The 21,379-nt window shown below is 71.6% G+C and carries 17 protein-coding genes and 1 pseudogene; 8 read left to right on the top strand and 10 right to left on the bottom strand.

Annotated features, from left to right (window positions below; translation table 11 throughout):
• Positions 1-632 precede the first annotated feature (632 nt).
• A complete protein-coding gene (tyrS, locus tag ABD901_RS52745; RefSeq protein ID WP_345142198.1) occupies positions 633-1,898 on the bottom strand; it encodes a tyrosine--tRNA ligase in 1,266 nt (421 codons plus the stop codon).
• 96 nt (positions 1,899-1,994) lie between these two features.
• Between tyrS and ABD901_RS52740 the strand changes: the two genes are divergently transcribed.
• From ABD901_RS52740 to ABD901_RS52730, 3 genes are read left to right on the top strand one after another with little or no spacing between them, the layout of a single operon-like run.
• Positions 1,995-2,303 (top strand): antibiotic biosynthesis monooxygenase family protein, encoded by a 309-nt coding sequence (locus ABD901_RS52740; protein ID WP_345142196.1) that lies wholly within the window; start codon positions 1,995-1,997, stop codon positions 2,301-2,303.
• 2 nt (positions 2,304-2,305) lie between these two features.
• Entirely contained in the window at positions 2,306-4,246 is a 1,941-nt protein-coding gene (locus ABD901_RS52735) for a class I SAM-dependent methyltransferase (RefSeq protein ID WP_345142192.1), read from the top strand.
• Positions 4,247-4,298: 52 nt separating this feature from the next.
• Entirely contained in the window at positions 4,299-5,204 is a 906-nt protein-coding gene (locus ABD901_RS52730; RefSeq protein ID WP_345142190.1) for an NADP-dependent oxidoreductase, read from the top strand.
• A gap of 460 nt (positions 5,205-5,664) precedes the next feature.
• Here the strand turns inward: ABD901_RS52730 and ABD901_RS52725 are convergent, their stop codons facing one another.
• Positions 5,665-6,678 carry an SGNH/GDSL hydrolase family protein gene (locus ABD901_RS52725; protein WP_345142187.1) on the bottom strand — a complete coding sequence of 338 codons (1,014 nt, stop codon included), beginning with the start codon at positions 6,676-6,678 and terminating at the stop codon, positions 5,665-5,667.
• Between the two features lie 8 nt (positions 6,679-6,686).
• Positions 6,687-7,058: a winged helix-turn-helix transcriptional regulator gene (locus tag ABD901_RS52720; protein ID WP_345142184.1), complete on the bottom strand. Its 372-nt coding sequence runs from the start codon at positions 7,056-7,058 to the stop codon at positions 6,687-6,689.
• A 79-nt stretch (positions 7,059-7,137) separates the two neighbouring features.
• Between ABD901_RS52720 and ABD901_RS52715 the strand changes: the two genes are divergently transcribed.
• A complete protein-coding gene (locus tag ABD901_RS52715; RefSeq protein ID WP_345142181.1) occupies positions 7,138-7,746 on the top strand; it encodes an NAD(P)-dependent oxidoreductase in 609 nt (202 codons plus the stop codon).
• Positions 7,747-7,815: 69 nt separating this feature from the next.
• On the opposite strand, the gene ABD901_RS52710 is transcribed toward ABD901_RS52715, so the two are convergent.
• The 5 genes from ABD901_RS52710 to ABD901_RS52690 form a co-directional block, all read right to left on the bottom strand.
• The gene (locus ABD901_RS52710) at positions 7,816-8,571 is read right to left on the bottom strand and encodes an ABC transporter permease (protein WP_345142178.1); all 756 of its coding nucleotides are present in this window, start codon (positions 8,569-8,571) and stop codon (positions 7,816-7,818) included.
• Positions 8,568-9,512 (bottom strand): ABC transporter ATP-binding protein, encoded by a 945-nt coding sequence (locus ABD901_RS52705; protein WP_345142175.1) that lies wholly within the window; start codon positions 9,510-9,512, stop codon positions 8,568-8,570. The genes ABD901_RS52710 and ABD901_RS52705 overlap by 4 nt, the downstream gene beginning before the upstream one ends.
• Before the next feature lie 152 nt (positions 9,513-9,664).
• Positions 9,665-10,258, bottom strand: a complete 594-nt coding sequence (locus ABD901_RS52700; protein WP_345142171.1) for a PadR family transcriptional regulator — start codon at positions 10,256-10,258, stop codon at positions 9,665-9,667.
• 66 nt (positions 10,259-10,324) lie between these two features.
• Entirely contained in the window at positions 10,325-10,942 is a 618-nt protein-coding gene (locus ABD901_RS52695) for a hypothetical protein (RefSeq protein ID WP_345142168.1), read from the bottom strand.
• Positions 10,943-11,022: 80 nt separating this feature from the next.
• A complete protein-coding gene (locus ABD901_RS52690; protein WP_345142165.1) occupies positions 11,023-11,586 on the bottom strand; it encodes a hypothetical protein in 564 nt (187 codons plus the stop codon).
• Between the two features lie 109 nt (positions 11,587-11,695).
• Between ABD901_RS52690 and ABD901_RS52685 the strand changes: the two genes are divergently transcribed.
• Positions 11,696-12,688, top strand: a complete 993-nt coding sequence (locus tag ABD901_RS52685) for a hypothetical protein (protein ID WP_345142162.1) — start codon at positions 11,696-11,698, stop codon at positions 12,686-12,688.
• Here ABD901_RS52685 and ABD901_RS52680 read toward each other — a convergent pair.
• Positions 12,674-13,606 (bottom strand): RNA polymerase subunit sigma-70, encoded by a 933-nt coding sequence (locus ABD901_RS52680; protein ID WP_345142160.1) that lies wholly within the window; start codon positions 13,604-13,606, stop codon positions 12,674-12,676. The genes ABD901_RS52685 and ABD901_RS52680 overlap by 15 nt on opposite strands.
• An 81-nt stretch (positions 13,607-13,687) precedes the next feature.
• Between ABD901_RS52680 and ABD901_RS52675 the strand changes: the two genes are divergently transcribed.
• Together ABD901_RS52675 and recQ are read left to right on the top strand one after the other, a co-directional pair.
• Complete coding sequence (locus ABD901_RS52675; protein ID WP_345142157.1) at positions 13,688-14,044, top strand: YciI family protein; 357 nt, start codon at positions 13,688-13,690, stop codon at positions 14,042-14,044.
• Between the two features lie 98 nt (positions 14,045-14,142).
• A pseudogene (gene recQ, locus ABD901_RS52670) lies at positions 14,143-16,581 on the top strand (DNA helicase RecQ); the annotation flags it as partial.
• A 380-nt stretch (positions 16,582-16,961) separates the two neighbouring features.
• Here the strand turns inward: recQ and asnB are convergent.
• Positions 16,962-18,971, bottom strand: a complete 2,010-nt coding sequence (gene asnB, locus ABD901_RS52665) for an asparagine synthase (glutamine-hydrolyzing) (RefSeq protein WP_345142154.1) — start codon at positions 18,969-18,971, stop codon at positions 16,962-16,964.
• 186 nt (positions 18,972-19,157) lie between these two features.
• Between asnB and ABD901_RS52660 the strand changes: the two genes are divergently transcribed.
• Entirely contained in the window at positions 19,158-21,293 is a 2,136-nt protein-coding gene (locus ABD901_RS52660) for a transglycosylase domain-containing protein (protein WP_345142151.1), read from the top strand.
• Positions 21,294-21,379 lie beyond the last annotated feature (86 nt).

Here is a 21,379-nt window from a genome sequence, read left to right as displayed (position 1 = left end):
GGCAACAAACATGTTGTCACCAAAGGAATCCCAGACACGCAACCCCACAAACGGGGCCCGTGCCACGGGGTAATAATCAATTGGCACTGGCTTAACAAGCACCCTGTTGAGTTCTCAAACAACCAACACACACCGCCGAACCTCGTCGTTTCCGACTCGGCCCACCCGGGGCATTTCGTACCGCTTCATTCTAGCAGGTCCGCTTTGCGGGGTCAAATCCGGCTTGCCGTACTTTGTCCCGTTTTGCAGACACATAACAGCTCTTCCGGTCGCCCGGTCGAGTGTCGTAGGGTGTCGGCAGGACGTCCGCTGCGGCTCGCTCTCGCGACCCGCGTGCCTCGTCCGTATCCCTGCCGGCTAACTACCTTACCCGGTCCGCGTCCGGCGTCCAAATCGCGTTCGCCGTTCGTTTGCGGGCACGACCACTGACCGGTCACCCGGTTGTGTGATCTTCTGGCTTGAGCAGGCCGTCCGCCGCGGCGCGCTGTGTGCGCCCCGCTATGTCGTCCGTTTCCCTGCCGGCCATCAACGTTACCTGGGTTCGCGATCACCACCAAATCGATCGCGCTCGCTCAAAGCAACGGCCGGGCGCCGCGGTCGCGCGACGCCCGGCCGGAGCCGTCACCCCGATCTCAGCCCACGAGCTCCACGCCCGCGAACGTGCGCTTGCCCTTGCGCAGCACCAGAAGCCCGCCGGCCAGTGCCCGCTCGGCCGGCACGACCTCCTCGGCGTCGGCAATGCGCTCGTTGTTCACGTACGCACCGCCCTCGGCCACCGTCCGCCGCGCCTCGTTGCGGCTGCTCGCCAGGCCGGCGGCGATGAAGAGGTCGCCGACGGTGGAGCCGGCAGGGGCCTGCACGAGGCCGGCCTCGCTCAGCGCCGCGCGCAGCGTCGACGCCGACAGCTCGCCGAGGGAGCCCCGCCCGAACAGCGCCTGGCTGGCCGCGATCACCTGCGCGGTCTCCTCCGGCCCGTGCACCAGCTTGGACATCTCCTCCGCGAGGCGGCGCTGCCCGATCCGCGCGGCGGGCCGTTCGGCGGTGTCCTTCTCGATCGCCTCGATCTCCTCGCGCTCCAGGAACGTGAGCTTGCGCAGCAGGCCGCCGACGAGCGCGTCCTCGAGGTTCACGAAGTACTGGTACAGCGCGTACGGGCTCGTCATCTCCGCATCCATCCACAGGCTCCCGCCGCCGGTGGACTTGCCGAGCTTCTCACCCGCCGAGTTCACCAGCAGTGGTGTCGCCACAAGGTGTACCGAAACACCTTCCACGCGATGGATCAGGTCCGTGCCGGCCGTCAGGTTGCCCCACTGGTCGCTGCCGCCGGTCTGCAGCTTGCAGCCGTAGCGCCGGTAGAGCTCCAGGAAGTCCATGCCCTGCAGGATCTGGTAGCTGAACTCGGTGTAGCTGATGCCGGCGTCCGAGTTCAGCCGGGCGCTCACCGCGTCCTTGGTGAGCATCTTGTTGACGCGGAAGTGCTTGCCGATCTCGCGCAGGAAGTCGATCGCCGACATCGACGCGGTCCAGTCGTAGTTGTTGACCATCCGCGCCGCATTGCTGCCGGTGAAGTCCAGGAACGGCTCGATCTGCCCGCGCAGCTTGTCGACCCACTCCGCGACCTGGTCGAGCGAGTGCAGCTGGCGTTCCGACGAGGGGCGCGGGTCACCGATCAGCCCGGTGGCCCCGCCGACGAGCGCGAGCGGCTTGTGCCCGGCCATCTGCAGGCGGCGCACGGTGAGCACCTGGAACAGGTGGCCGATGTGCAGGCTGGGCGCCGTCGGGTCGAAGCCGCAGTAATAGGTGATCGGCCCCTTCGCCATCTCCGCGCGGAGTTCGTCGAGGTCGGTCGAGAGCGCGATGAGGCCGCGCCACTGCAGATCTTCGAGCACATCGGTCATAGCCGCGATTCTTCCACTCGCCACCGGGTGAGCCCCACCGCGTTACTGGCCACGGCCTGACGGGGTTTTGTCATACCCGACGGCTAGGGTTGGGTCATGGCAGTCGTGAAGATCAACGCGATCGAGGTTCCCGAGGGCGCAGGCCCTGAGCTGGAGCGCCGCTTCGGCGCGAGGCACGGCGCGGTCGAGAGCGCGCCGGGCTTCCTGGGCTTCGAGCTGCTGCGCCCGACCGCGGGCGAGACGAGGTATTTCGTCTATACGAAGTGGGAATCCGAGGAGCATTTCCAGGCCTGGTCCAACGGCCCCGCCCGCGAGGCCCACTCCGGCGAGCGCGCCAAGCCGGTCGCCACCGGCTCCAGCCTGCTCGAGTTCGAGGTCGTCCAGCACGCGGAGCCAGAGGCCTGACCATGGCGCGCTTCGTCCTCTTCCCCGGCCGGCATCACCTGCTGACGCGTTTCCAGGCGGTCTATCTGCGCGGCCTGGCCGAGGGCGACCTTTCCAAAGACCTTCAAAGCCCCCGATTTGGTACTGCGGGGGAAGGCGCCGACGACGTCACGATCATCTGGGCCGTCACCAGCGCCAACCACCAGAACACCAAGCGAAACCCAGTCGCCTACGACCGGCGTGAGGCGGCGATCGAGCGCTTCAGCGTCCAGGAGGGCCTGCGCTCCCTCGTCGTCCCCGTCTTCGACACCGCACACACCGACCGCTTCGCCGAGGTGACCCTCAAGAGCGTCGAGTCGGTCATCGGCCGCCGCCTCACCCCGCAGGACACCGTCGTAGCGTGCTCCACGCCGGAGGTCGCCGCGCTGTACGCGGCGCTGGGCTTCGCGATCGCCCTGGTCGAGGCCGACCCGGCCTTCTCGACCGCCGCGGACCGCCCACACGGCGACAGCCGCCTCCGGACCGCGGCGCCCGCACCTCCGGACGTCACCCCCGCACCCCTGAGCGTGGCCCCCACACCTCTGAGCGTGGCCCCCACACCCCTGAGCGTGGCCTCCGCACCTCTGGACGTGACCTCCGCGCCCCTGAACGTGACCTCCGCGCCTCTCGACCTGACCTCCGCGCCCCTGAACGTCGCCTCCGCACATTTCGACGTGACCTCCGGCGTTGCGCCGCCACAGCCCGAGGCCATTTCGCGACCGCAATCGGCGTCAACGGCCGATTCGCAGCCGCCGCCGGGGCCCGCGGCCCGGCAGTCGCCGGTGCCCGAGCGGCCATGGGACGTGCTGCTGCGGCTGGCGGCCGGCGACCCGGCGTGGCGGGAGCTGGCGCATCCGGCGACGCTGGACGTGTACGACCGCTATCGCCTCGACGAGCAGGTGGCGCTGGTCGTCAACGACCCGGTCGTCGGCGAGGAGGGCGGCCTCACCGCCACCCGCGACTACCGCACCTACGCGGAGGCGTTCGAGGCGAGCGCCGAGCGCAAGTGGGAGATGGTCCGCCGGCACGTCCGCCCCGGCCGCATCGTGGACGTCGGCTGCGGCGCCGGCGCCGTCCTGGCCCTCGCCGACCGCGAGCCCACCCTTCGCGAGAGCGACCTCATCGGCGTCGAGGTCGCCCGCCACCTCTACGAGGAGTGCGTCCACCGCAAGGCACAGGGCTGGTTCACCAACCCCAACGTCTACTTCTACTGCCGCAACGTCCTCGGCGGCGCCGTCTTCCCACCCCGCTCGATCGACACGACACTGACGTTCGCCCTGACGCACGAGATCTGGTCGTACGGCCACCGCATGCCTTCCCTGCGCGCCTTCGCCGAGGCAATCTACGAGCACACCGTCCCGGGCGGCGTCTGGATCAACTCCGACGTATGCGGCCCCGACGGCCGCGACCGCCGAGTCCGCCTCACCCTCCAGGGCGCCCCACCCACCATCGCCGGCCCGTCCGATGTCGCTGGGTCGGCCGCGGCGATCGCCTCGCTCGACGGGCTCACCCGGGACGAGATCGCGGCGCTGGTGGAGTCGCTGCCGACCCGGGCGCGGCTCGACCGGTTCGCCGCCGACTTCCACTTCCCGCTCGTCTACAAGGACCTTGGCGACCCGTCCGACCCCGGTGCCGTGGAGATCGCGCTCGGCGACGCGATGGAGTTCCTCACCCACAAGGACTACCCCGACAACTGGCTGTCGGAGGCGCACGAGCAGTTCTGCGGCCTGGAGTTCGCGGACTGGAAGGCCCTGCTGACGGACGTCGGCTTCGAGGTCGACGTCGCCTCCCACGCGTGGCGCAACGACTGGATCGTGGACAACCGCATCCGGCCGCACGCGCAGTTGTCCACACTGGACGGCGTAGCACTCGACTGGCCCGACACCCACGTCCTGCTGATCGCCCGCCGCCCGCTCAACACCTGAGCCTCCGCGCGGCATCGGCCTCCCGCAGCTCACACACGACCCGGAGCAGATCTTGAAGGCGTTGCAGTATTCCGAGTACGGCCCGTCGAGTGTCCTGCGGGTCGTCGACGTGCCCGAGCCCCAGGTCCCGGCCGGCCGGATCCGCATCGCGGTGCGCGCCGTCGGCGTCAACCCGTACGACTGGAAGGTCCGCAGCGGCGCATTCGGCGACACCACCCCAAGCCGGCTGCCGGTGGTGCCGCACTCCGACGCGTCCGGCGTCGTCGAGGCCGTCGGCGCCGGGGTGGAGGACGTCGCGGTCGGCGACGAGGTCTTCGGGGTCGCCGTCGGCGGCGCCGCCGCGGAGCTCGCCGTCCTGCGCTTCTGGACGCCCAAGCCCGCCGCGATGTCCTTCGCCGAGGCCGCCGGCCTGCCCAGCGTGGTCGAAACGGCCGGCCGTGCCCTCGAACTGCTCGCCCTCGAGAAGGGCCAGACCGTCGTGGTCAACGGCGCCGCCGGCGGCGTCGGCGTCGCCGCGGTGCAACTCGCCGTCGCCCGCGGCGCCGCCGTGATCGGCACCGCCAGCGAGCGCAACCACGACTTCCTGCGCGGCCTCGGCGCCACCCCGATCACCTACGGCCCCGGCCTCCCCGACCGCGTCCGCGCCGTCGCCCCGAACGGCATCGACGCCGCTCTGGACACCGCGGGCCGGGGCGCCGTCGCCGACCTGGTCACCCTCACCCCGAGCCCGTCCGACGTCGTGAGCATCGCCGACTTCGAGGCCCCCCAGCACGGCGCCCGCGTCACCGACGGTTCAGAGGGCCGCGCCTGGCCGACGTTGACCGAGGCCGCCGCCCTGTACATGGAGGGCCGCTTCACCATGCCCGTCGACCACACGTTCCCTCTGTCCGAGGCCGCGGCCGCCCACGACCTGAGCGAGTCCGGCCACGTCCGCGGCAAGATCGTCCTCACCCTCTAACCCCACAACGACCGCCTCCCACCGCCCGCCTCTCCGGCCTCACGGCCGCGCACCGACCGGCCCGCAACAACCCGCCCACCGGCAGGCCCCGCACCGACCGGCCGCGCACCGGCCGGTCCGCAACAACCCGCCCACCGGCGGGCCCCGCACCGACCGGCCGCGCACCGACCACGCCGCGCTCCCCGCCGGCTTCTGGCCGCACGCCCCCTCCCCTGTCCGCGCCGGCGCGGGCTCGAACCGGCGGGCGTGAGCACAGACCCGCGGGAGCGCGGACCGCGGTGAAGGGAGCCTCAAGGCTGCGGGCGCGCGCACAGCAGGCGGGCACGCGAGCACAGACCACCGAGCGCGGACCCGCGGGAACACGGACCCACGGGAACACGGACCCACGGGAACACGGACCCACGGGAACAGGAGCCTCAAGACCGCGGGCGCACGCACAGCGGGCGGGTGGTGGCCCTCGTCAGGGGTCGATCAGGACGACCGGCGACGGGGTGGCCCGCTTGCACACCCGGTTGTCGCCCAACGAGCGGCCGAGCAGGTGGCGGCCCGCCCACGGGAGCAGGTGGCGGCGTATCCAGGCCAGTTCGGCGGCGATGGTCTCGTGCCGGCGGCGCAACGGTGTCGGCGGGAGCTCGGCCGTCCAGGAGTCGTCGAAGCCGGGGAGGCCGAGGGTGTACGCCAAAGCCGCTCCGATCCGCTCGTGACCGGCACTGTTGGCGTGCAGGCGGTCGTCGCTCCAGAGGCGGGGGTCGGAGGCCACCGCGTACGCGCCGAGGTCGAGCAGGATCGCGCCGCTGTCCGCGGTCGTCTTGCGGATCGCCTCGTTCAGGGCGAGCACCCGGCCCCGCAGTGGGCGGGCGATCGGCATGACCGGGGCGGGGTCCGGCAGCGTGAAGGTGAGCACGGTCGCGCCCTGGGCGACGAGCGCGTGCTGCATCTCGAAGATGTCCCGGGCGACCGCCGTCAGGTCGAACGAACCGCGCAGGATGTCGTTCATGCCGGCGACCACCGTCGCGAGATCGGGTGCCAGGTCCAGCGCCGGCGCAAGCTGCTCGGCGCGGATACGGGCCGTCGTCCGGCCGCGGATGGCCAGGTTGGCGTACTCCAGGCCGCCCTGCGCACCTGCCCCTCGCTCCGCCTCGACACGGGCCGAGCGCTCCGCCCCCACACCGGCCAGGCGCTCTGCCCCCACACGAGCCGTGCGCTCCGCCGCCCCTGCCCGGCGCTCCGCGTCCCCTAGCGCCGCGGGCTCCGCGTCCCCCGCCGCCGCGCGCCCCGCGTCCCCAAGCACCGCGCGCTCCGCCTCCCCCGACGCCGCGTGCGCTGCCTGCGCGGCGGGCGTCTGGGCGCGGGCCACGTGCTCGGCGAAGCGGTCCGCCCAGCCTCGGTAGCCGCCGGCGCCGTCGGGGTCGTCCATGCCCTCCGTGGTGCTGTCGCCGATGGCGACGTATCGGCGGTACACACGCGGGACCATGTGCGGGGTCATGCGCTGCGCTGCGCGTAGGACGCGCGGGCCTGTTCGAGGGCCGGCAGATACTCCATGGCCCAGGCTCGGCAGGCCTCCATCGCCGGGAAGAGGGTGCGGCCGAGGTCGGTGATGGCGTACTCGACGCGGGGCGGGATCTCCTCGTACGCCGTGCGGCTGATCATGCCGTCGCGCTCCAGGGCGCGCAGGGTCTCCGTCAGGACCTTGGCCGAGACGCGGTACATCGGCACGCGCAGCTCGCTGAAGCGGCGCGGGCCGTCGGCCAGGCAGACGAGCACCATCCCGGCCCACTTGTCGCCGATCTGGAACGGGACCATGGACGACGGGCACGCCGGGTCGAACAGGTCCCGCGGCAGCGGTTCGCGCATCGGCACACCGTAACCCCCGCGCCGGTAACGTTGCAGTTACCGAGGTCTCGCGATCTACGGTCCGGACATGACTTCACTGGTGGTGTTCGGGGCGGGCGGACGAGCGGGGCAACGGATCCTGGCGGAGGCCGCGCGGCGCGAGCTCAAGACAACGGCGGCGGTCCGCGAGCCGGCAAAATATCCGCATATTTCCGGTGCCGTCGTCGTCGCCGGCGACGCGACGGACGCGGAGAGCGTGGCCCGGGTTGCGCACGGGCACGATGTGGCGGTCTCGGCGGTGTACAGCGCCGAACTCGACACGGCCGACTACGCCGAGGCGATGAAGGCGCTCCTGGCGGGACTCGAGCGCGCCGGCGTACAGAGGCTCCTCATGATCGGCATCGCGACAACGCTCCCGGCCGAGGACGGCGAGGGGATGGCGTTCGAGCGGCTGGACCTCCCCGCCGAGTGGCGCCCGTTCCTGCAGGCCCGCGCCGACGAACTGCAGGTGCTGCGCGCGTACGACGGGCCGGTCGACTGGGTGGTCTTCGCGCCGCCGATGGAGCTGGTGGACGAGGAGGGCGATTCACGGTACCAAATCCGGAATTTCGGAAATCGCCTGACCTACGCCGCGCTGGCGAACGCGATCCTCGACGAGGCCGCGGCCAATCGGCACCATCGGACTCAGCTGGGCATATCAGGGAGCTGAAAGCCGCACAACCGAAAAATCAGAAATGTCCGGATGCGCCAGCATCCGGACATTTCGCGATCAGAACACCTACACCGCCTTCTGGTACGCCCGGAACGTACGCGTCGACAGGTACACCAAGGCCGCGGCCAGCACGAGCAGGCCGCCGCCGTAGGACAACGCGTGCGGCCAGTCCGACGAGCCCAGCAACGACGAGCGGCACGTCTCCAGGGCCCAGTTCACCGGGTTGCCCTTCGCCACCGCCTGCATCCAGCCCGGCATCAGGCCGGGCGCGACGAACGCCGAGGACAGGAACGTCAACGGCAGCAACAGCAGCGTGTTGAGGCCGATGATGGTCTCGCGCTGGCGGACCAGCATGCCGGCGGTGTTCGACAGGGCGCTGAACACGACGCCGAGCAGCCCCGACGACACGACGAGCAGCGCGACGCCGGAGAGCGGGTAGCGGGCGCCGGCGGCCAGGCCGAGCAGCACGATGATGATCGACTGCAGCGTGACGCTGAGCGACTGCTCGATGACCACGGCGTCGAGGATCGCGCCGCGGCGGGCGGGGGTGATGAGGAAGCGGTTCATCGTGCCGCGGTCGATCTCCTCGAGCACGCCCATGCCGGACCACATGCTCGACGACACGGCGCTCATCACCACGACGCCGGGGACGAGGTAGGTGAGGTAGCTGCCGCCGCCGAAGCCGGGCAGGTCCACGATCCGGCGGAAGAGGTTGCCGAAGAGGAACAGCCAGATCGCGGGCTGGATGAGCGTGACGAACAGGAACGCGGGCTGCTTGATGAAGACCTTCAGCCGGCGGGCGGTGAGGTACCACAGGCTCATGCCGCCACCTCCATCCGGCGGCCGGCGTGCTTGAGGTACACGTCGTCGAGGCTCGGGCGGGCGACGGTGACCGTGGCGACCCGGATGCCGTGTGCCTCCAGGGCGGCGAGCGCGGCGGGCACCGCGGCGGCCCCGTCGTCGGCGCGCGCGGAGAGGCGGGAGCCGTCGACGGTGACCTCGCGCAGGCCCGGGAGCCCGGTCAGGGCCGTGCGCGCCTGCAGCGCTTCGGGCGTTTCCCGGACCTCGATGTGTACCGCATCCCCGCGCAGCTCCCCCTTGAGCCGGTCGGGCGTCCCCTCGGCGACGACCCGCCCGCCGTCGACGATGACGAGCCGGTCGGCGAGGCGGTCGGCCTCGTCGAGGTAGTGGGTGGTGAGCAGGATCGCCATCCCCTGCAGCCGGCGGATCTCCTGCCAGAGCGCTGCGCGGGCCTCGGGGTCCAGGCCGGTGGTCGGCTCGTCGAGGAACAGCACTGCGGGGCGGTGCACCAGGCCCATGGCGACGTCGAGGCGCCGCTGCATGCCGCCGGACCAGTCACGGGTGCGGCGCCCGGCCGCCTCGGTCAGGTCGAACCGCTCGAGCAACTCGTCGACGCGGCGGCGCAGCTCGGCGCCGCGCAGGCCGAAGAGGTGGCCCTGCAGGGTGAGGTTCTCGCGGCCGGTGCCCGCCGGGTCGAGGCCGGAGCGCTGGGCGACGACGCCGATGGCGGTTCGCACGCGGCCGGGGTGGCGCGCCACGTCGTGGCCCATGACCTCGGCGTGGCCGGAGTCGGCGCGGGCGAGGGTGGTGAGGATCTTGACGGTGGTGGACTTGCCGGCGCCGTTGGGGCCGAGCAGCCCGACGATCTCGCCCGGCTCGACGGCGAGCGAGAGGTGGTCGAGGGCCTTGACGCCCTTCGGGTAGGTCTTGACGAGGTCCCGCGCCAGGACGGCAGGGGGCATGACGGTCTCCGATCGGTTCGGCAACCGAGCCCGCGGGTTGGGTATCCTGGCGAATGCAGACACCAAGGCCGGATCCGTTCCCGCGGATCGGTTGAGGTCGTTTTCAGGGCCGTGGTGTTCCCGCACCGCGGCCCTGGTCTTTCGCTACTCGTTCACTGCTGGTGGTACTGCCGCCAGAGATCGAGCCCGGAGAGCTCTCCCGACGCGAGCTCGGCGACCAGGCCCCGCAGCCAGTCCGCCTCGGCGCGCAGCAGCGCCAGGCCGAACTCGGCCTCCACGATGAACAGCCGGGGCACCTTCTCGGCGGACGCCTCGAGCGCCAGCTCCTCGGTCTTGATCTGGAAGTCGAGGATGTCGATGCGCTTGCGCATCAGGTACAGCGCCTCGTCCGGCGGCAGGATGCCGAGCACCGACAGGCCGGAGCGCAGCCGCGGGTACTCCCGCTCGGGCACCCCGACCAGCTCGCGCAGCCAGTCGACGGTCTCCTCGCGGCCCGCGTCGGTGATCTGGTACACGGTGCGCTCGGGGCGCCGGCCTTCCCGGGCCGTGTGCGCCGCCTCGACGAAACCGTGCTTCTCGAGGTTCTGCACCACGGTGTACAGCGAACCCCACTGGATCTTGACGTCCTGCTCCTTGCCGCGGCCGCGCATCTCCGCGGCGATCTCGTAGGGGTGCATCGGGCGCTCGTACAGCGTCGCCAGCACGTGCAGCCCGAGCAGGTTGCTCACCTTGCGCCGCTTCGCCATCACACCCCCTCGCCAACGGATACTCGCCCACGAGTATAGGCGAGTACTCGTCGGCGAGTAAAGGACTCACCCCGAAGCGAAGGCCGCGAAGCGCTCGGCCACGCTCGGCAGGTCCGCGCGGTCCTCCTCGGCGGTGGTCTCGTCGCCGACGGTCGTGGAGACCTGCCAGGTGCGCTGGTGCGGTACGAACGCCACCCGGATCGACGCGCCGTCCTCCCGCCACAGCTGCGCCGTCGTGTTGTCCTCGTCCAGGCGGCCGATGAGGTCCCGGATGTCGTCGCCGGTCGGGTGATGCGCCAGCGAGCCGTCCTCGGTCGTCATCCGCGGCACCGGTACGCGCAGCAGCCGTCGCGGCTGCCACAGGGCGGCCGGCTGGTGGCGCCCCGGCCGCTGGAAACACAGCAGCTCACACTCGTCGGCGAGCTTGTGCAGGAAGTGCAGCGCCTCCTCGGGCGCGTCGCCGCGCAGGGTCAGCAGCACGTGCGTGCCGGCCCCGACGACCGGCTCGGCCCACAGGGCGGGATCGACACCCGCTCGCGCCTCGCGGTCGAACCGCTCCACGCCGGGATCGACGACGGCCCATCCCGCGTCACCGCGCCGAAGCGCCTCGTACCGGTCGACGCCCTGGTCAACCGTGATCGGTCGGGCCTCGTACCAGACACCAACCTCGATCAACTCCGCCATGGAAGACCACCGTACGGAACCGCCAGAAACCGGCGCAACTCAGCCACGCACGGTGCTGACTCCATCACACGTTCGTCGATTCATCCCCGGTGCTGCGCGGGGTCCGCTAGTTTGTGCGCGGCCACCGAGTCGACGAGCCCTTCGGCGTCGTGCGTGGTCACCACCAGCGGCCCGCCCGAGCCCTCCGGCAGGTCGAGCACCACGGCGGTCAGCGGCATCACGGCGACCCGCCCCCAGTCGGTGAAGCGCCCGGCCGGCTCCGCGTGCACGGCGGCGATGTCGCGCCACAGCACGGTCAGCGGCGGGTGGCGGCGGGAGACCGGGCGGCGCGGTCCGAGGGTGAGCCCGTCGGCGCCGGCCGTCAGGGTGACCGGCACGCCTCCGCCGAACAGCAGCGCGAGGCCGGCGCCGAGCTCCCAGATCACGGCGGCGCGCGGCAGGGGCAGGTGCCCGTGCCAGCGCTGCGACCCGGCCGCGTGCTCGGCGCGCTGGCGCCGCCTCGCCCACCACTGGGCGAGGAACAGCGGTCCGATCGCGGCCGCGGCAAGGCCGGCGAACGCCAAAGCTGCCCGCCACCGGCCGGCGAGCGGCAGACCGACGGGCACCGCGGCGGCGAGGAACAGCCACCAGCCGCGCCCCCGCACGGTTCCAGGCTACGCGGGCGCGGCGGCGGCGCCGTGACCGGAAAATTCTGTGGCGGCCCGAGCGTGACGGGGTTTGTCTGCGCCGCCCACGGCGGTCAGGATGAAGGCCATGCCCTCCGCGACCGTCCGCCTGCTGATCGTGGCCGTCTCGGCCGCGGTCGTCCTCGCCGCGGCCGGCTGCGGCAAGGGCGAGCCCCCGGCGTCCACGCCGCAGTTCGCCTCGGGTGCCGCGTCATCCGCCGTGCCGCAACCCGGCTCGGCGCAGTTGGGCACCGCGCCGTCCGCGTCCGCTCCCGCAGCTTCGTCGGTACCCGTACCAGCCGGCGTCACCGCGGGCATCGTGATCTACGACCGGCAGGCGGGCGCGTACGTGCTGCAGCAGAAGCCGAGCTGGCGCTTCCGCTCCGCCTCGCTGGTCAAGCTGCTCATCGCGCTGGACTACTTCTGGGACAAGGGCCCCGCGTACTCCGTGCCGGCCGCCGACAAGCCCAAGCTCCAGATCATGCTGCAAAGCAGCGACGACGCGGCCGCCACCGGGTTGTGGAAGGCCAACGGGCAGCGCGACATCGTCACCCGCATGGTGCAACGGCTCGGGCTGCAGGACACCGAGCCGCCGCCGGTCAGCCAGCCGGGGTACTGGGGCTACACGGCGGTCAGCGCCGCCGACCTCGTCCGGGTGTACCAGTACATCCTGGACAAGGCGCCGCCGCCGGTCCGCGACTTCATCATCACCAACCTGCACGCCACCACGAAGTGCGGCACCGACCACTACGACCAGTCGTTCGGCATCCCGAGCGTGTTCAAGCAGCCGCGCTCGGCCAAGCAGGGCTGGTCCGGCTTCGGCGACAACCCGGCCACCCCGTGCGTGCCCAACGCGGACCTGCCCGCCGACGCCGGGCCCGCGTTCGTGCCGGCCGCCGACCCGAACAAGCCCGACATGATGGGCGAGGTGCTGCACACCACGGGCACGGTCGGCGAGAACGACCGGTACATCGTCGCCGTGCTGAGCGTGCACCCGGACGGCACGGCGTTCTCGAAGGCCGCCACCAACCTCACGAAGATCACCAGATCGCTGCCGTTGCCGGCGTCAACGAAACTGTGACTCCCGCAGTACACCCGGAAGATCGAACTGCTCGAAGAGCGATGCGTCGAAGGTGGTGAACTCGGCGACCCGCCCGCCGGCCATCCTGATCACGTCGAGCTTGAACGCGCGGAACTCGGTGCCGCCGGGCTCGCGCAGGTAGCTCGCGGCGGCCGGCAGCCGGTTGGCGCTGGTGGGCACCAGGCGCCACTCGCCCATGCTCGGCTCGCCGAAGGCGCGGTGCAGCAGCGGCAGGAACTCGGCCAGGCCGTTGTACTCCATCGGCAGCGGCGGCATCGTGACCCGCACGTCCTCGCGCAGCAGGGCGACGGTCGCGCCGACGTCGGCGCTGTCGTGCGCGGCGATGAGCCGGACGAGCAGCTCCCGCTCCTCCTGCGTCGGTGCGGCGGGCATCTCGTCGCGCTCCGGCGCCGCCTTGAGCGTCGCCCTGGCCCGCTGCAGCGCGCTGTTGGCGGCCGGCACCGTGAGCTCGAGCGCTTCCGCGGTCTGCGCGGCGGACCACTCCAGCACGTCGCGCAGCAGCAGCACCGCGCGCTGACGGGCGGGCAGCAGCTGGATCGTGGTCAGGTAGGCCAGCTCGATCGTCTCGCGGGACACGACCACCGCGTCGGGCTGCTCGTCGGGCGGCGCGATCTCGTCGAGGAGCCGGTCGGGGTAGGGCTGCAGCCAGCTGACCTCGGCCGACGCCGAGGGCGGGCGGCGGTTGCTGCGCCGGATCGCGTCCAGGCAGGCGTTGGTGGCGATCCGGTACAGCCAGGCGCGCGCGTTCGTCCCCGGCTCGAAGTCGTCGCGGTGGCGCCAGGCGCGCAGGAACGTCTCCTGCACCGCGTCGTCGGCGTCCGTGAACGAGGCGAGCATGCGGTAGCAGTGCACGTGCAGCTCGCGGCGGTGCCTTTCGAACAGTTCACGGAAGTCCACGACCCCGAACCTACTCAGTCGTGTAGAGATAGGCGCGGCGGCTCCGACCGCAAGGTGACCGTTCGTTCTAAGGAGCTGATCGTGAAGTACCTGCTGCTGATCCACATGAACCCGGACGTATGGGAGACCCTCACCCAGGCCGACATCGACGAGGTGATGACCGGGCACGAGCGGTTCATCAAGACCATCACCGAGTCCGGCGAGCTGATCCGCACCGACGCGCTGGGCCAGCCGGCCGAGAGCGCGGTCGTGCGCGTGCGCGCCGGCGCGCTGACCGTGACCGACGGGCCCTACGTCGAGGCCAAGGAGTTCCTCGCCGGCTTTTACCTGGTCGAGTGCGCCTCGAAGGAGCGCGCGGTCGAGCTCGCGGCCATGATCCCGGACGCCAAGTGGAACGCGATCGAGGTGCGCTCGATCGAGTACACCCAGGAGGCGTGACCCTGTGTGGTCGAACGGCGGCCGATCCGTAACCACACGGATCGGCCACCGCCGTTCTGTCGGTGGTAGTCCGTAGAATCGCCGCCGTGGACAGCGGTATGGGTGCGCTCGATGTGCTACGCAGGGTGTTCGGCTACGACGAGTTCCGGGGCGACCAGCACGAGATCATCGAGCACGTGATCGGCGGCGGCGACGCGCTGGTGCTCATGCCGACCGGCGGCGGCAAGTCGCTGTGCTATCAGATACCGGCCCTGGTGCGGCCGGGCACCGCGGTGGTGATCTCCCCGCTCATCGCCCTCATGCAGAATCAGGTCGACACGCTGCGCGAGCTCGGCGTCCAGGCCGGGTTCATCAACTCCACGCTCGACCTCGACGAGCGGCGCGTCGTCGAGGCGCAGTTCGCCGCCGGCGAGCTCGACCTGCTCTACATCGCGCCGGAGCGCCTGGCCACCCCGGGCGCCCTGCGGATGCTCGAGCGGGGCCGGATCGCGCTGTTCGCCATCGACGAGGCGCACTGCGTGTCGCAGTGGGGGCACGACTTCCGCCCCGACTACCTCAACCTGTCGATGCTGCACGAGCGCTGGCCGGACGTGCCGCGCATCGCGCTCACCGCGACGGCGACCACGGCGACGCACAAGGAGATCGCCACGCGGCTCGGGCTCAACGAGGCGCGGCACTTCGTGTCGAGCTTCGACCGCCCCAACATTCAATACCGCATCGTCGCCAAGCAGGAGCCGCGCCGGCAGCTGCTGGAGTTCCTGCGCGGCGAGCACCGCGGCGAGGCCGGCATCGTCTACTGCCTGTCCCGCAACTCGGTGGAGAAGATCGCCGAGTTCCTCAAGGACAACGGCATCCCCGCCCTGCCCTACCACGCCGGCCTCGACGACCGCGTCCGCGCGACCAACCAGGACCGGTTCCTGCGCGAGGACGGCCTGGTCATGGTCGCCACGATCGCGTTCGGCATGGGCATCGACAAGCCCGACGTCCGCTTCGTCGCCCACCTCGACCTGCCCAAGTCGATCGAGGGCTATTACCAGGAGACCGGCCGCGCCGGCCGCGACGGCGAGCCGTCCGTGGCGTGGCTGGCCTACGGCCTGCAGGACGTGGTCCAGCAGCGCAAGATGATCGACACCTCCGAGGGCGACGCCACGCACCGCCGCAACCTCTCCCAGCACCTCGACGCGATGCTCGCCCTCTGCGAGACCGTCGAGTGCCGCCGCAGCCAGCTCCTGGCGTATTTCGGCCAGGAGTCCGGCAAGACCTGCGACAACTGCGACACGTGCCTGGCACCGCCGGAGTCCTGGGACGGCACGGTCGCCGCCCAGAAGCTGCTCTCCACCGTCTATCGGCTGCAGAAGGAGCGCAACCAGAAGTTCGGCGCCGGCCAGTGCATCGACATCCTGCTCGGCAAGAAGACCGACAAGATCGTCCAGTGGCACCACGACGAGCTCACCGTCTTCGGCGTCGGCTCCGACCTGCGCGAGGCCGAATGGCGCGCCGTCATCCGCCAGCTGCTGGCACAGGGCCTGCTCGCCGTCGAGGGCGACTACGGCACCCTCGTCATGACCGCCGACAGCGCCGAGGTCCTCGGCCGCCGCCGCCAGGTCATGCTCCGCCGCGAGCCCGACCGCCCGATCTCCGCCGCGAAGGCCGCCAAGTCCGCCCGCCGCGACGCCGCCGCGCCCGCCGACCTCCCACCCGAGGCCGCACCGGTCTTCGAGCACCTGCGCGCCTGGCGCGCCGCCACCGCCAAGGCCGAGTCCCTGCCCGCCTACATCATCTTCCACGACGCGACCCTGCGGCAGATCGCCGCCGGCCGCCCCCGCACCCTGGCCGAGCTGGCCACGGTCAACGGCGTCGGCGAGAACAAGCTCGCCAAGTTCGGCCAGCAGATCCTCGACGCCTTGTCCGAACTCGACCTCCCCCCATCCGCCTCCCCCGGCGCCTCCGCCTCCGGCTCGGCCTCCGCCGCGCCGCCGACCGCCACCGCGGGGGACGCCGCCGCTGCGGGGCTGTTCGCCAGCGCAGGGCCCAACACCGGCTCCGCGCCGGCCGTCGGCGCAAGGTCGACGGCCGGCGCGGGGCCGAACGCTGACGCAACGTCGACGGCCGGCACGGGGTCGAACGCTGGCGCAGGGTCGAACGCTGACGCGGGGCCGGTTGGTGCCGACCCGGCCACGGGCCGTACGGCCGCTGCGGTTGCGGGTGCCGCGGCCGCGACCCGCCCTGCCTCCGTTCCCTCGGCCCGCACTGGCTCGGACCGCCTGGAGACCGGCGGTGCGGGCACGGCCGGTGCGGGCACCGAATCGGGTGGCGGTGGCGTCACGCCCGATGCCGGCGCGGTCTTCGAGCATCTCCGGGCGTGGCGGGCCGCCACGGCCAAGGCGCAAGCGGTGCCGGCCTACGTCATCTTCCGCGACGCGACGCTGCGGCAGATCGCCGCCGAACGGCCCGCCACGCTCGCCGCTCTCGCCACGGTGAGCGGCGTCGGCGAGAGCAAGACCGCCAAGTTCGGCGAGCAGATCCTGGCCGCCCTCGCCGAGCTCGGCTCCACCACCGCGCCGGCATCCGCGGCCCGGTCCGTCCCCGCGCCCGCCCACGACATCGCCGGCCCACGGACGCCCACCCGCGACACCGCCGGCGCACGCAGGTCCCCCGGCGACAACGTCGGCGCGCGGACCTCCACGCCCGCACGCGACACCGCCGGCGCTCGGGCCTCCGCGCCCGCGCGAGCGTCCACGCCCGCGCAGGCGCCCGCGTTCACCTCCGTGTTCGACGAGAGCCCGCTGTTCGACGACGAGGAGCCGCCGTTCGACGACGAGCCGCCCTACGACTACGAGCCCTGACCCGCGCGGCGACGCCCTGGTCGCGCGGCCCACGAGTCCTGACCCGCGCGGCCAGGTCCGCGTCTGCGCGGCTACGAGCCCTGACCGGCGCGGCCCAGTTCGGCGGCGGGGTCGTGGCGTGCCGGGGCCGGGACGCCCGTGACCATCGGGCGGGTGCGGGGCTCCGGGCGCGGCGCGGGGATCGAGCCCTCGACGAAGATGCCGTGCCACAGGCAGAACGACAGGACGATCCACAGCTTGCGGGCGTGGTCGGCGTCGCCGCGCTCGTGGGCCTTGAGCAGGTCGTGGGCGTAGCCCAGGTCCAGCAGGTGGCCGGCGCCCGACGTGGACAGGATGTGGTGGGCCCACTCGGCCAGATCGGTGCGCAGCCAGCGGCGGGCCGGGGTCGGGAAGCCCATCTTCGGGCGCTCGGTGATGAAGTCGGGGACGATGCCGTCCATCGCGCGGCGCAGCGCGTACTTCGTGGTGCGGCTCCGCGCGGGGACCTTCAGGCGGTCGGGCAGGCGCGACAGGACATCGAACACACGGCGGTCCAGGAACGGCACGCGCAGCTCGAGGGAGTGGGCCATCGACATGCGGTCGGCCTTGGTGAGGATGTCGCCGGGCAGCCACGTGTTGATGTCGATGTGCTGCATCGTGGCCACCGGGTCCAGCGCGGCCGCCTCGGCGTAAAGGGCCGCGGTCACGTGCGAGTGCCCGACGCCGGGCTGGCCGCGCAGGATGCGGGCCTTCTCGTCGTCGCCCAGGACGCGGGCGTTGCCGAAGTACCGCTGCTCGATCGGCGTCGTCGCGCGCTGCAGGTAGCTCTTGCCGCGCATGCCCTCCGGCAGCGCGCGGGCCAGGGCGCGCAGGCCGCGCTGCAGCGGCGCGCCGAGGCGGGCGACCGGGGCCAGGGAGCGCGGCTCGCGGTAGATGGTGTAGCCGCCGGCGAGCTCGTCCGCGCCCTCGCCGGACAGCACGACGGTGACGTGCTCGGCGGCCGTCTTCGCCAGGAAGTACAGCGGCACGATCGACGGGTCGGCCACCGGGTCGCCCAGGTGCCAGATGATCCGCGGTAGCGCCTCCATCACCTGCTCGGGGCGCACGACGGTCGGGAAGAGCTCGACGCCGAGGTGCCGGGCCGAGCGCTCCGCGGTCTCGATCTCCGAGAACGCGGTCGAGGTGTCGAAGCCGGCCGTGAACGCCTGCAGGCGCGGATGGTGCTCGGCGGCCAGCGCGACGATCGCGGTCGAGTCGATGCCGCTGGACAGGAACGCGCCGACCGGCACGTCCGCGCGCATGTGGGCGCGCACGCTGTCGCGCAGTGCGGCGCGCAGCTCGGCCACGACGGCGGCCTCGTCGGCCGCGGGGTCCGGGCGAAACGACGGGCGGGAGTAGCGGCGCACGCTCGCCGCGCCGCCGAACGCCCGGGTGAGCAGCCCGCCGGCGGGGAGACGGGACACGCCGCGGTGCAGGGTGTACGGCTCAGGGACGTACTGCATCGTCAAATAGAGCGACAGTGCGGTCGGGTCGAGGTCGGGCGTGGCGTGCTCGAGCAGCGGCGCCTTCTCGCTGGACAGCCAGAGGCCGCCGTGGGTCTCGAGGTAGTAGAGCGGCTTGATGCCGAACGGGTCCCGGGCGGCGTACACCGTCTCGGTCGTCTCGTCCCAGATCGCGAACGCGAACATCCCGCGCAGCCGGTCCAGCGCGGCCACGCCCCAGTAGTGGAAGGCGGCGGCGAGCACCTCCGAGTCGCCGTCGGTGGCGAACTCCGCGCCGTACTCGCGCACGAGCTCCTGGCGCAGCGCCTCGTAGTTGTAGATTTCGCCGTTGTAGACCAGCGTCCACCGGCCCGCCTCCGGCCCCGACGGCGGGTAACGCAGCGGCTGGCGGCTGCCCTGCCGATCGATGATCGCGAGTCGCTTGAAGCCCGCGGCCACGCCGGTGCTGACGCGTTGCAGGGCCATGTCGTCGGGGCCCCGATGGTCGATGAGCCCGAGCTGGCGTTCCATGGCGCCGAGGAGTTCGGCGGAGATGATGGCGTCTCCGGTGTACATCAGGAAGCCGCACATAACGTCGTACCCCTTCGCTCGATCGGCCACGATGCGCTACGCATCCAGCCGAACAGAGCCCCGGCCCGCGGACCGGCGGATATGCGCTCGCCCATCCCATGACTCGCCCCGCCGGGCGGCGCGGGTGATCTTCACCCGAGGGGCGGTTTACGGCAGATCGGGCGGGTAGCGGCGCGCCGGCAAGCGAACCGCCCGCCGTCGCCAGGGAGTACACATATGCGTCTGCGCCGCCGCCCCCGTCCTCATCCCCGGAAGGGCCGCAAGCGGGGCGTGCGGTTCCTGCTCGGTTTGCTGCGCCTGCTGCTGTGCGGGGTGCTGGCCGGCCTGGTGGTCGCGGCCGGCGCGATGCCGCTCGCGATGGCCGGCGGAGGCGCGGCCAAGGCGGGCACCGACACGTGGGAGAACCTGCCGACGGAGCTGTCGACGCCGAAGCCGGCGCAGGCGACGTACGTGTACGCCAGCGACGGCAAGACCCTCATCACGACCTTCTACGACGAGAACCGCCGCGAGGTCGGGCTCGCGCAGATCTCCAAGCTCATGCAGCAGGCGGTCGTCGCCGCCGAGGACACCCGCTTCTACCAGCACCACGGCGTCGACGCCCGCGGCGTCTTCCGAGCCTTCGTGTCCAACAGCCGCGGCGGCGCGCAGCAGGGCGCATCGACGCTGACCATGCAGTACGTGCGCAACGTGCTCAAGAACGACTCGAGCCTCACGCCGCAGCAGCACCTCGACGCATTGTCCGACACCCCGGCTCGCAAGCTGCGCGAGATGAAGCTGGCCATGGCGCTGGAGAAGAGGATGAGCAAGGGCGAGATCCTGCAGCAGTACCTCAACATCGCCTACTTCGGCGCCGGCGCCTACGGCATCTACGCGGCGAGTCAGACGTACTTCGGCAAGAACCCGTCCGAGCTCACGCTGCCGGAAGCGGCACTGCTGGCCGGCCTCCTGCAGTCCCCCGACGCCGACAACCCGATCAGCGGCGACCGGAACGCCGCCATGCACCGCCGGGAGTACACCCTGGACGCGATGGCGAAAATGAAGGTCATCACGCCCGAGGCCGCCGCCGCCGCGAAGGCCACCGAGCTGAAGCTGACCGAAGGCAACCTGCCCAACGACTGCACCGCGGTACCGAAGGAGCACAACGACTGGGGCTTCTTCTGCGACTACTTCCGTCTGTGGTGGAACAACCAGCCCGAGTTCGGCGCCACACCGACGGACCGCGACGAGGCGTTGCGCACCGGCGGGTACAACATCGTCACGTCTTTGGATCCCAACATCCAGGCGGCCGCTCTGTCGCAGTCGCTCGGCGTCTACGGCTACGGCAACGCAAGGTCGCTGCCGCTGGCGGCGGTGGCCCCCGGCAGCGGCCGGATCCTGGCGATGGCCGTGAACCGCCACTACAGCCTCGAAGCCAACCCGCCGCAGCACCCGAACTACCCGAACACCGTGAACCAGCTCGTCGCGGGCGGCAGGAACGTCGCCGGCTACCAGGCCGGCTCGACCTTCAAGATGTTCACGATGCTGACCGCCCTGGAGAACAACCTGCCGTTGAACACCCACTTCAAGGCCCCCGCCCGCCTGGTCACCATCTGGCCGGGCAGCGGCAACGGCAGCTGCGGCGGCCGCTGGTGCCCCGCCAACGAGAGCCCCAGCTGGATGGACGGCGACCGCACCATGTGGAACGGCTTCGGCCGCTCGGTCAACACGTACTTCGTCTGGCTGGAGCAACAGGTAGGCGCCCGCAAGGTCGTGGAGATGGCCCAACGCCTGGGCATCACCTTCCGCGCCGCCGAGGACGCCACCATGGCCGCGAAGGCCGACCAGTGGGGCTCCTTCACCCTGGGCGTGGCGTCGACGACTCCGCTGGACCTGGCCAACGCCTACGCGGCGGTGGCCGCGGGCGGCGTGTACTGCCAGCCCCTGCCGGTCCTGTCGATCACCGACTCCGACGGCAAGCCCGTTGACGCCGCCGGCCCGAAATGCCGCCAGGTCGTGGACCCCGACGTGGCGGCGGCGGCAACCGACGCGGCCCGGTGCCCGGTGGGCAAGTCCTCCGTGTACAGCAAGTGCGACGGCGGCACGGCGGAGGCGGTGTCGGGCATCCTGGCGGGCCGCCCGGTAGCGGGCAAGACGGGCAGCTCGGAGTACAACGCCACGGAGACGTTCGTAGGCTTCACCCCGCAGATAGCCGCCGCCGGCATCGCGGTCAACGCGGACAACCCCAACGACCAGGTGGGCGGCGGCATCTCGAACTCGGTGAACTCAGCGGTGGCCCAGACAATGGCAGCGGCTCTACGCGGCCAGCCCGCCAAGAACTTCCCAGCTCCCAGCCGAGCCCGCGCCATGGGATAACGTTCCGTGACAGAATCTCACGCAACGCAGTTAGGTCGGATCGTGATTTGGTAGCGTCCTGTACCGTAAGGCATAGACCGGAGCAC

This window comes from Dactylosporangium darangshiense (assembly GCF_039537565.1).
Taxonomy (GTDB): domain Bacteria; phylum Actinomycetota; class Actinomycetes; order Mycobacteriales; family Micromonosporaceae; genus Dactylosporangium; species Dactylosporangium darangshiense.
The sequence above is the reverse complement of the archived record's forward strand: the minus strand, read 5'-3'. Positions and strand labels throughout refer to the sequence as shown.

What these genes read in the sequence shown, in the direction of transcription:
- tyrS (WP_345142198.1), bottom strand. Translation starts at nt 1,898, where the DNA reads ATGACCGATGTGCTCGAAGATCTGCAGTGGCGCGGCCTCATCGCGCTC.
- ABD901_RS52740 (WP_345142196.1), top strand. Translation starts at nt 1,995, where the DNA reads ATGGCAGTCGTGAAGATCAACGCGATCGAGGTTCCCGAGGGCGCAGGC.
- ABD901_RS52735 (WP_345142192.1), top strand. Translation starts at nt 2,306, where the DNA reads ATGGCGCGCTTCGTCCTCTTCCCCGGCCGGCATCACCTGCTGACGCGT.
- ABD901_RS52725 (WP_345142187.1), bottom strand. Translation starts at nt 6,678, where the DNA reads ATGGTCCCGCGTGTGTACCGCCGATACGTCGCCATCGGCGACAGCACC.
- ABD901_RS52720 (WP_345142184.1), bottom strand. Translation starts at nt 7,058, where the DNA reads ATGCGCGAACCGCTGCCGCGGGACCTGTTCGACCCGGCGTGCCCGTCG.
- ABD901_RS52710 (WP_345142178.1), bottom strand. Translation starts at nt 8,571, where the DNA reads ATGAGCCTGTGGTACCTCACCGCCCGCCGGCTGAAGGTCTTCATCAAG.
- ABD901_RS52705 (WP_345142175.1), bottom strand. Translation starts at nt 9,512, where the DNA reads ATGCCCCCTGCCGTCCTGGCGCGGGACCTCGTCAAGACCTACCCGAAG.
- ABD901_RS52700 (WP_345142171.1), bottom strand. Translation starts at nt 10,258, where the DNA reads ATGGCGAAGCGGCGCAAGGTGAGCAACCTGCTCGGGCTGCACGTGCTG.
- ABD901_RS52695 (WP_345142168.1), bottom strand. Translation starts at nt 10,942, where the DNA reads ATGGCGGAGTTGATCGAGGTTGGTGTCTGGTACGAGGCCCGACCGATC.
- ABD901_RS52685 (WP_345142162.1), top strand. Translation starts at nt 11,696, where the DNA reads ATGCCCTCCGCGACCGTCCGCCTGCTGATCGTGGCCGTCTCGGCCGCG.
- ABD901_RS52660 (WP_345142151.1), top strand. Translation starts at nt 19,158, where the DNA reads ATGCGTCTGCGCCGCCGCCCCCGTCCTCATCCCCGGAAGGGCCGCAAG.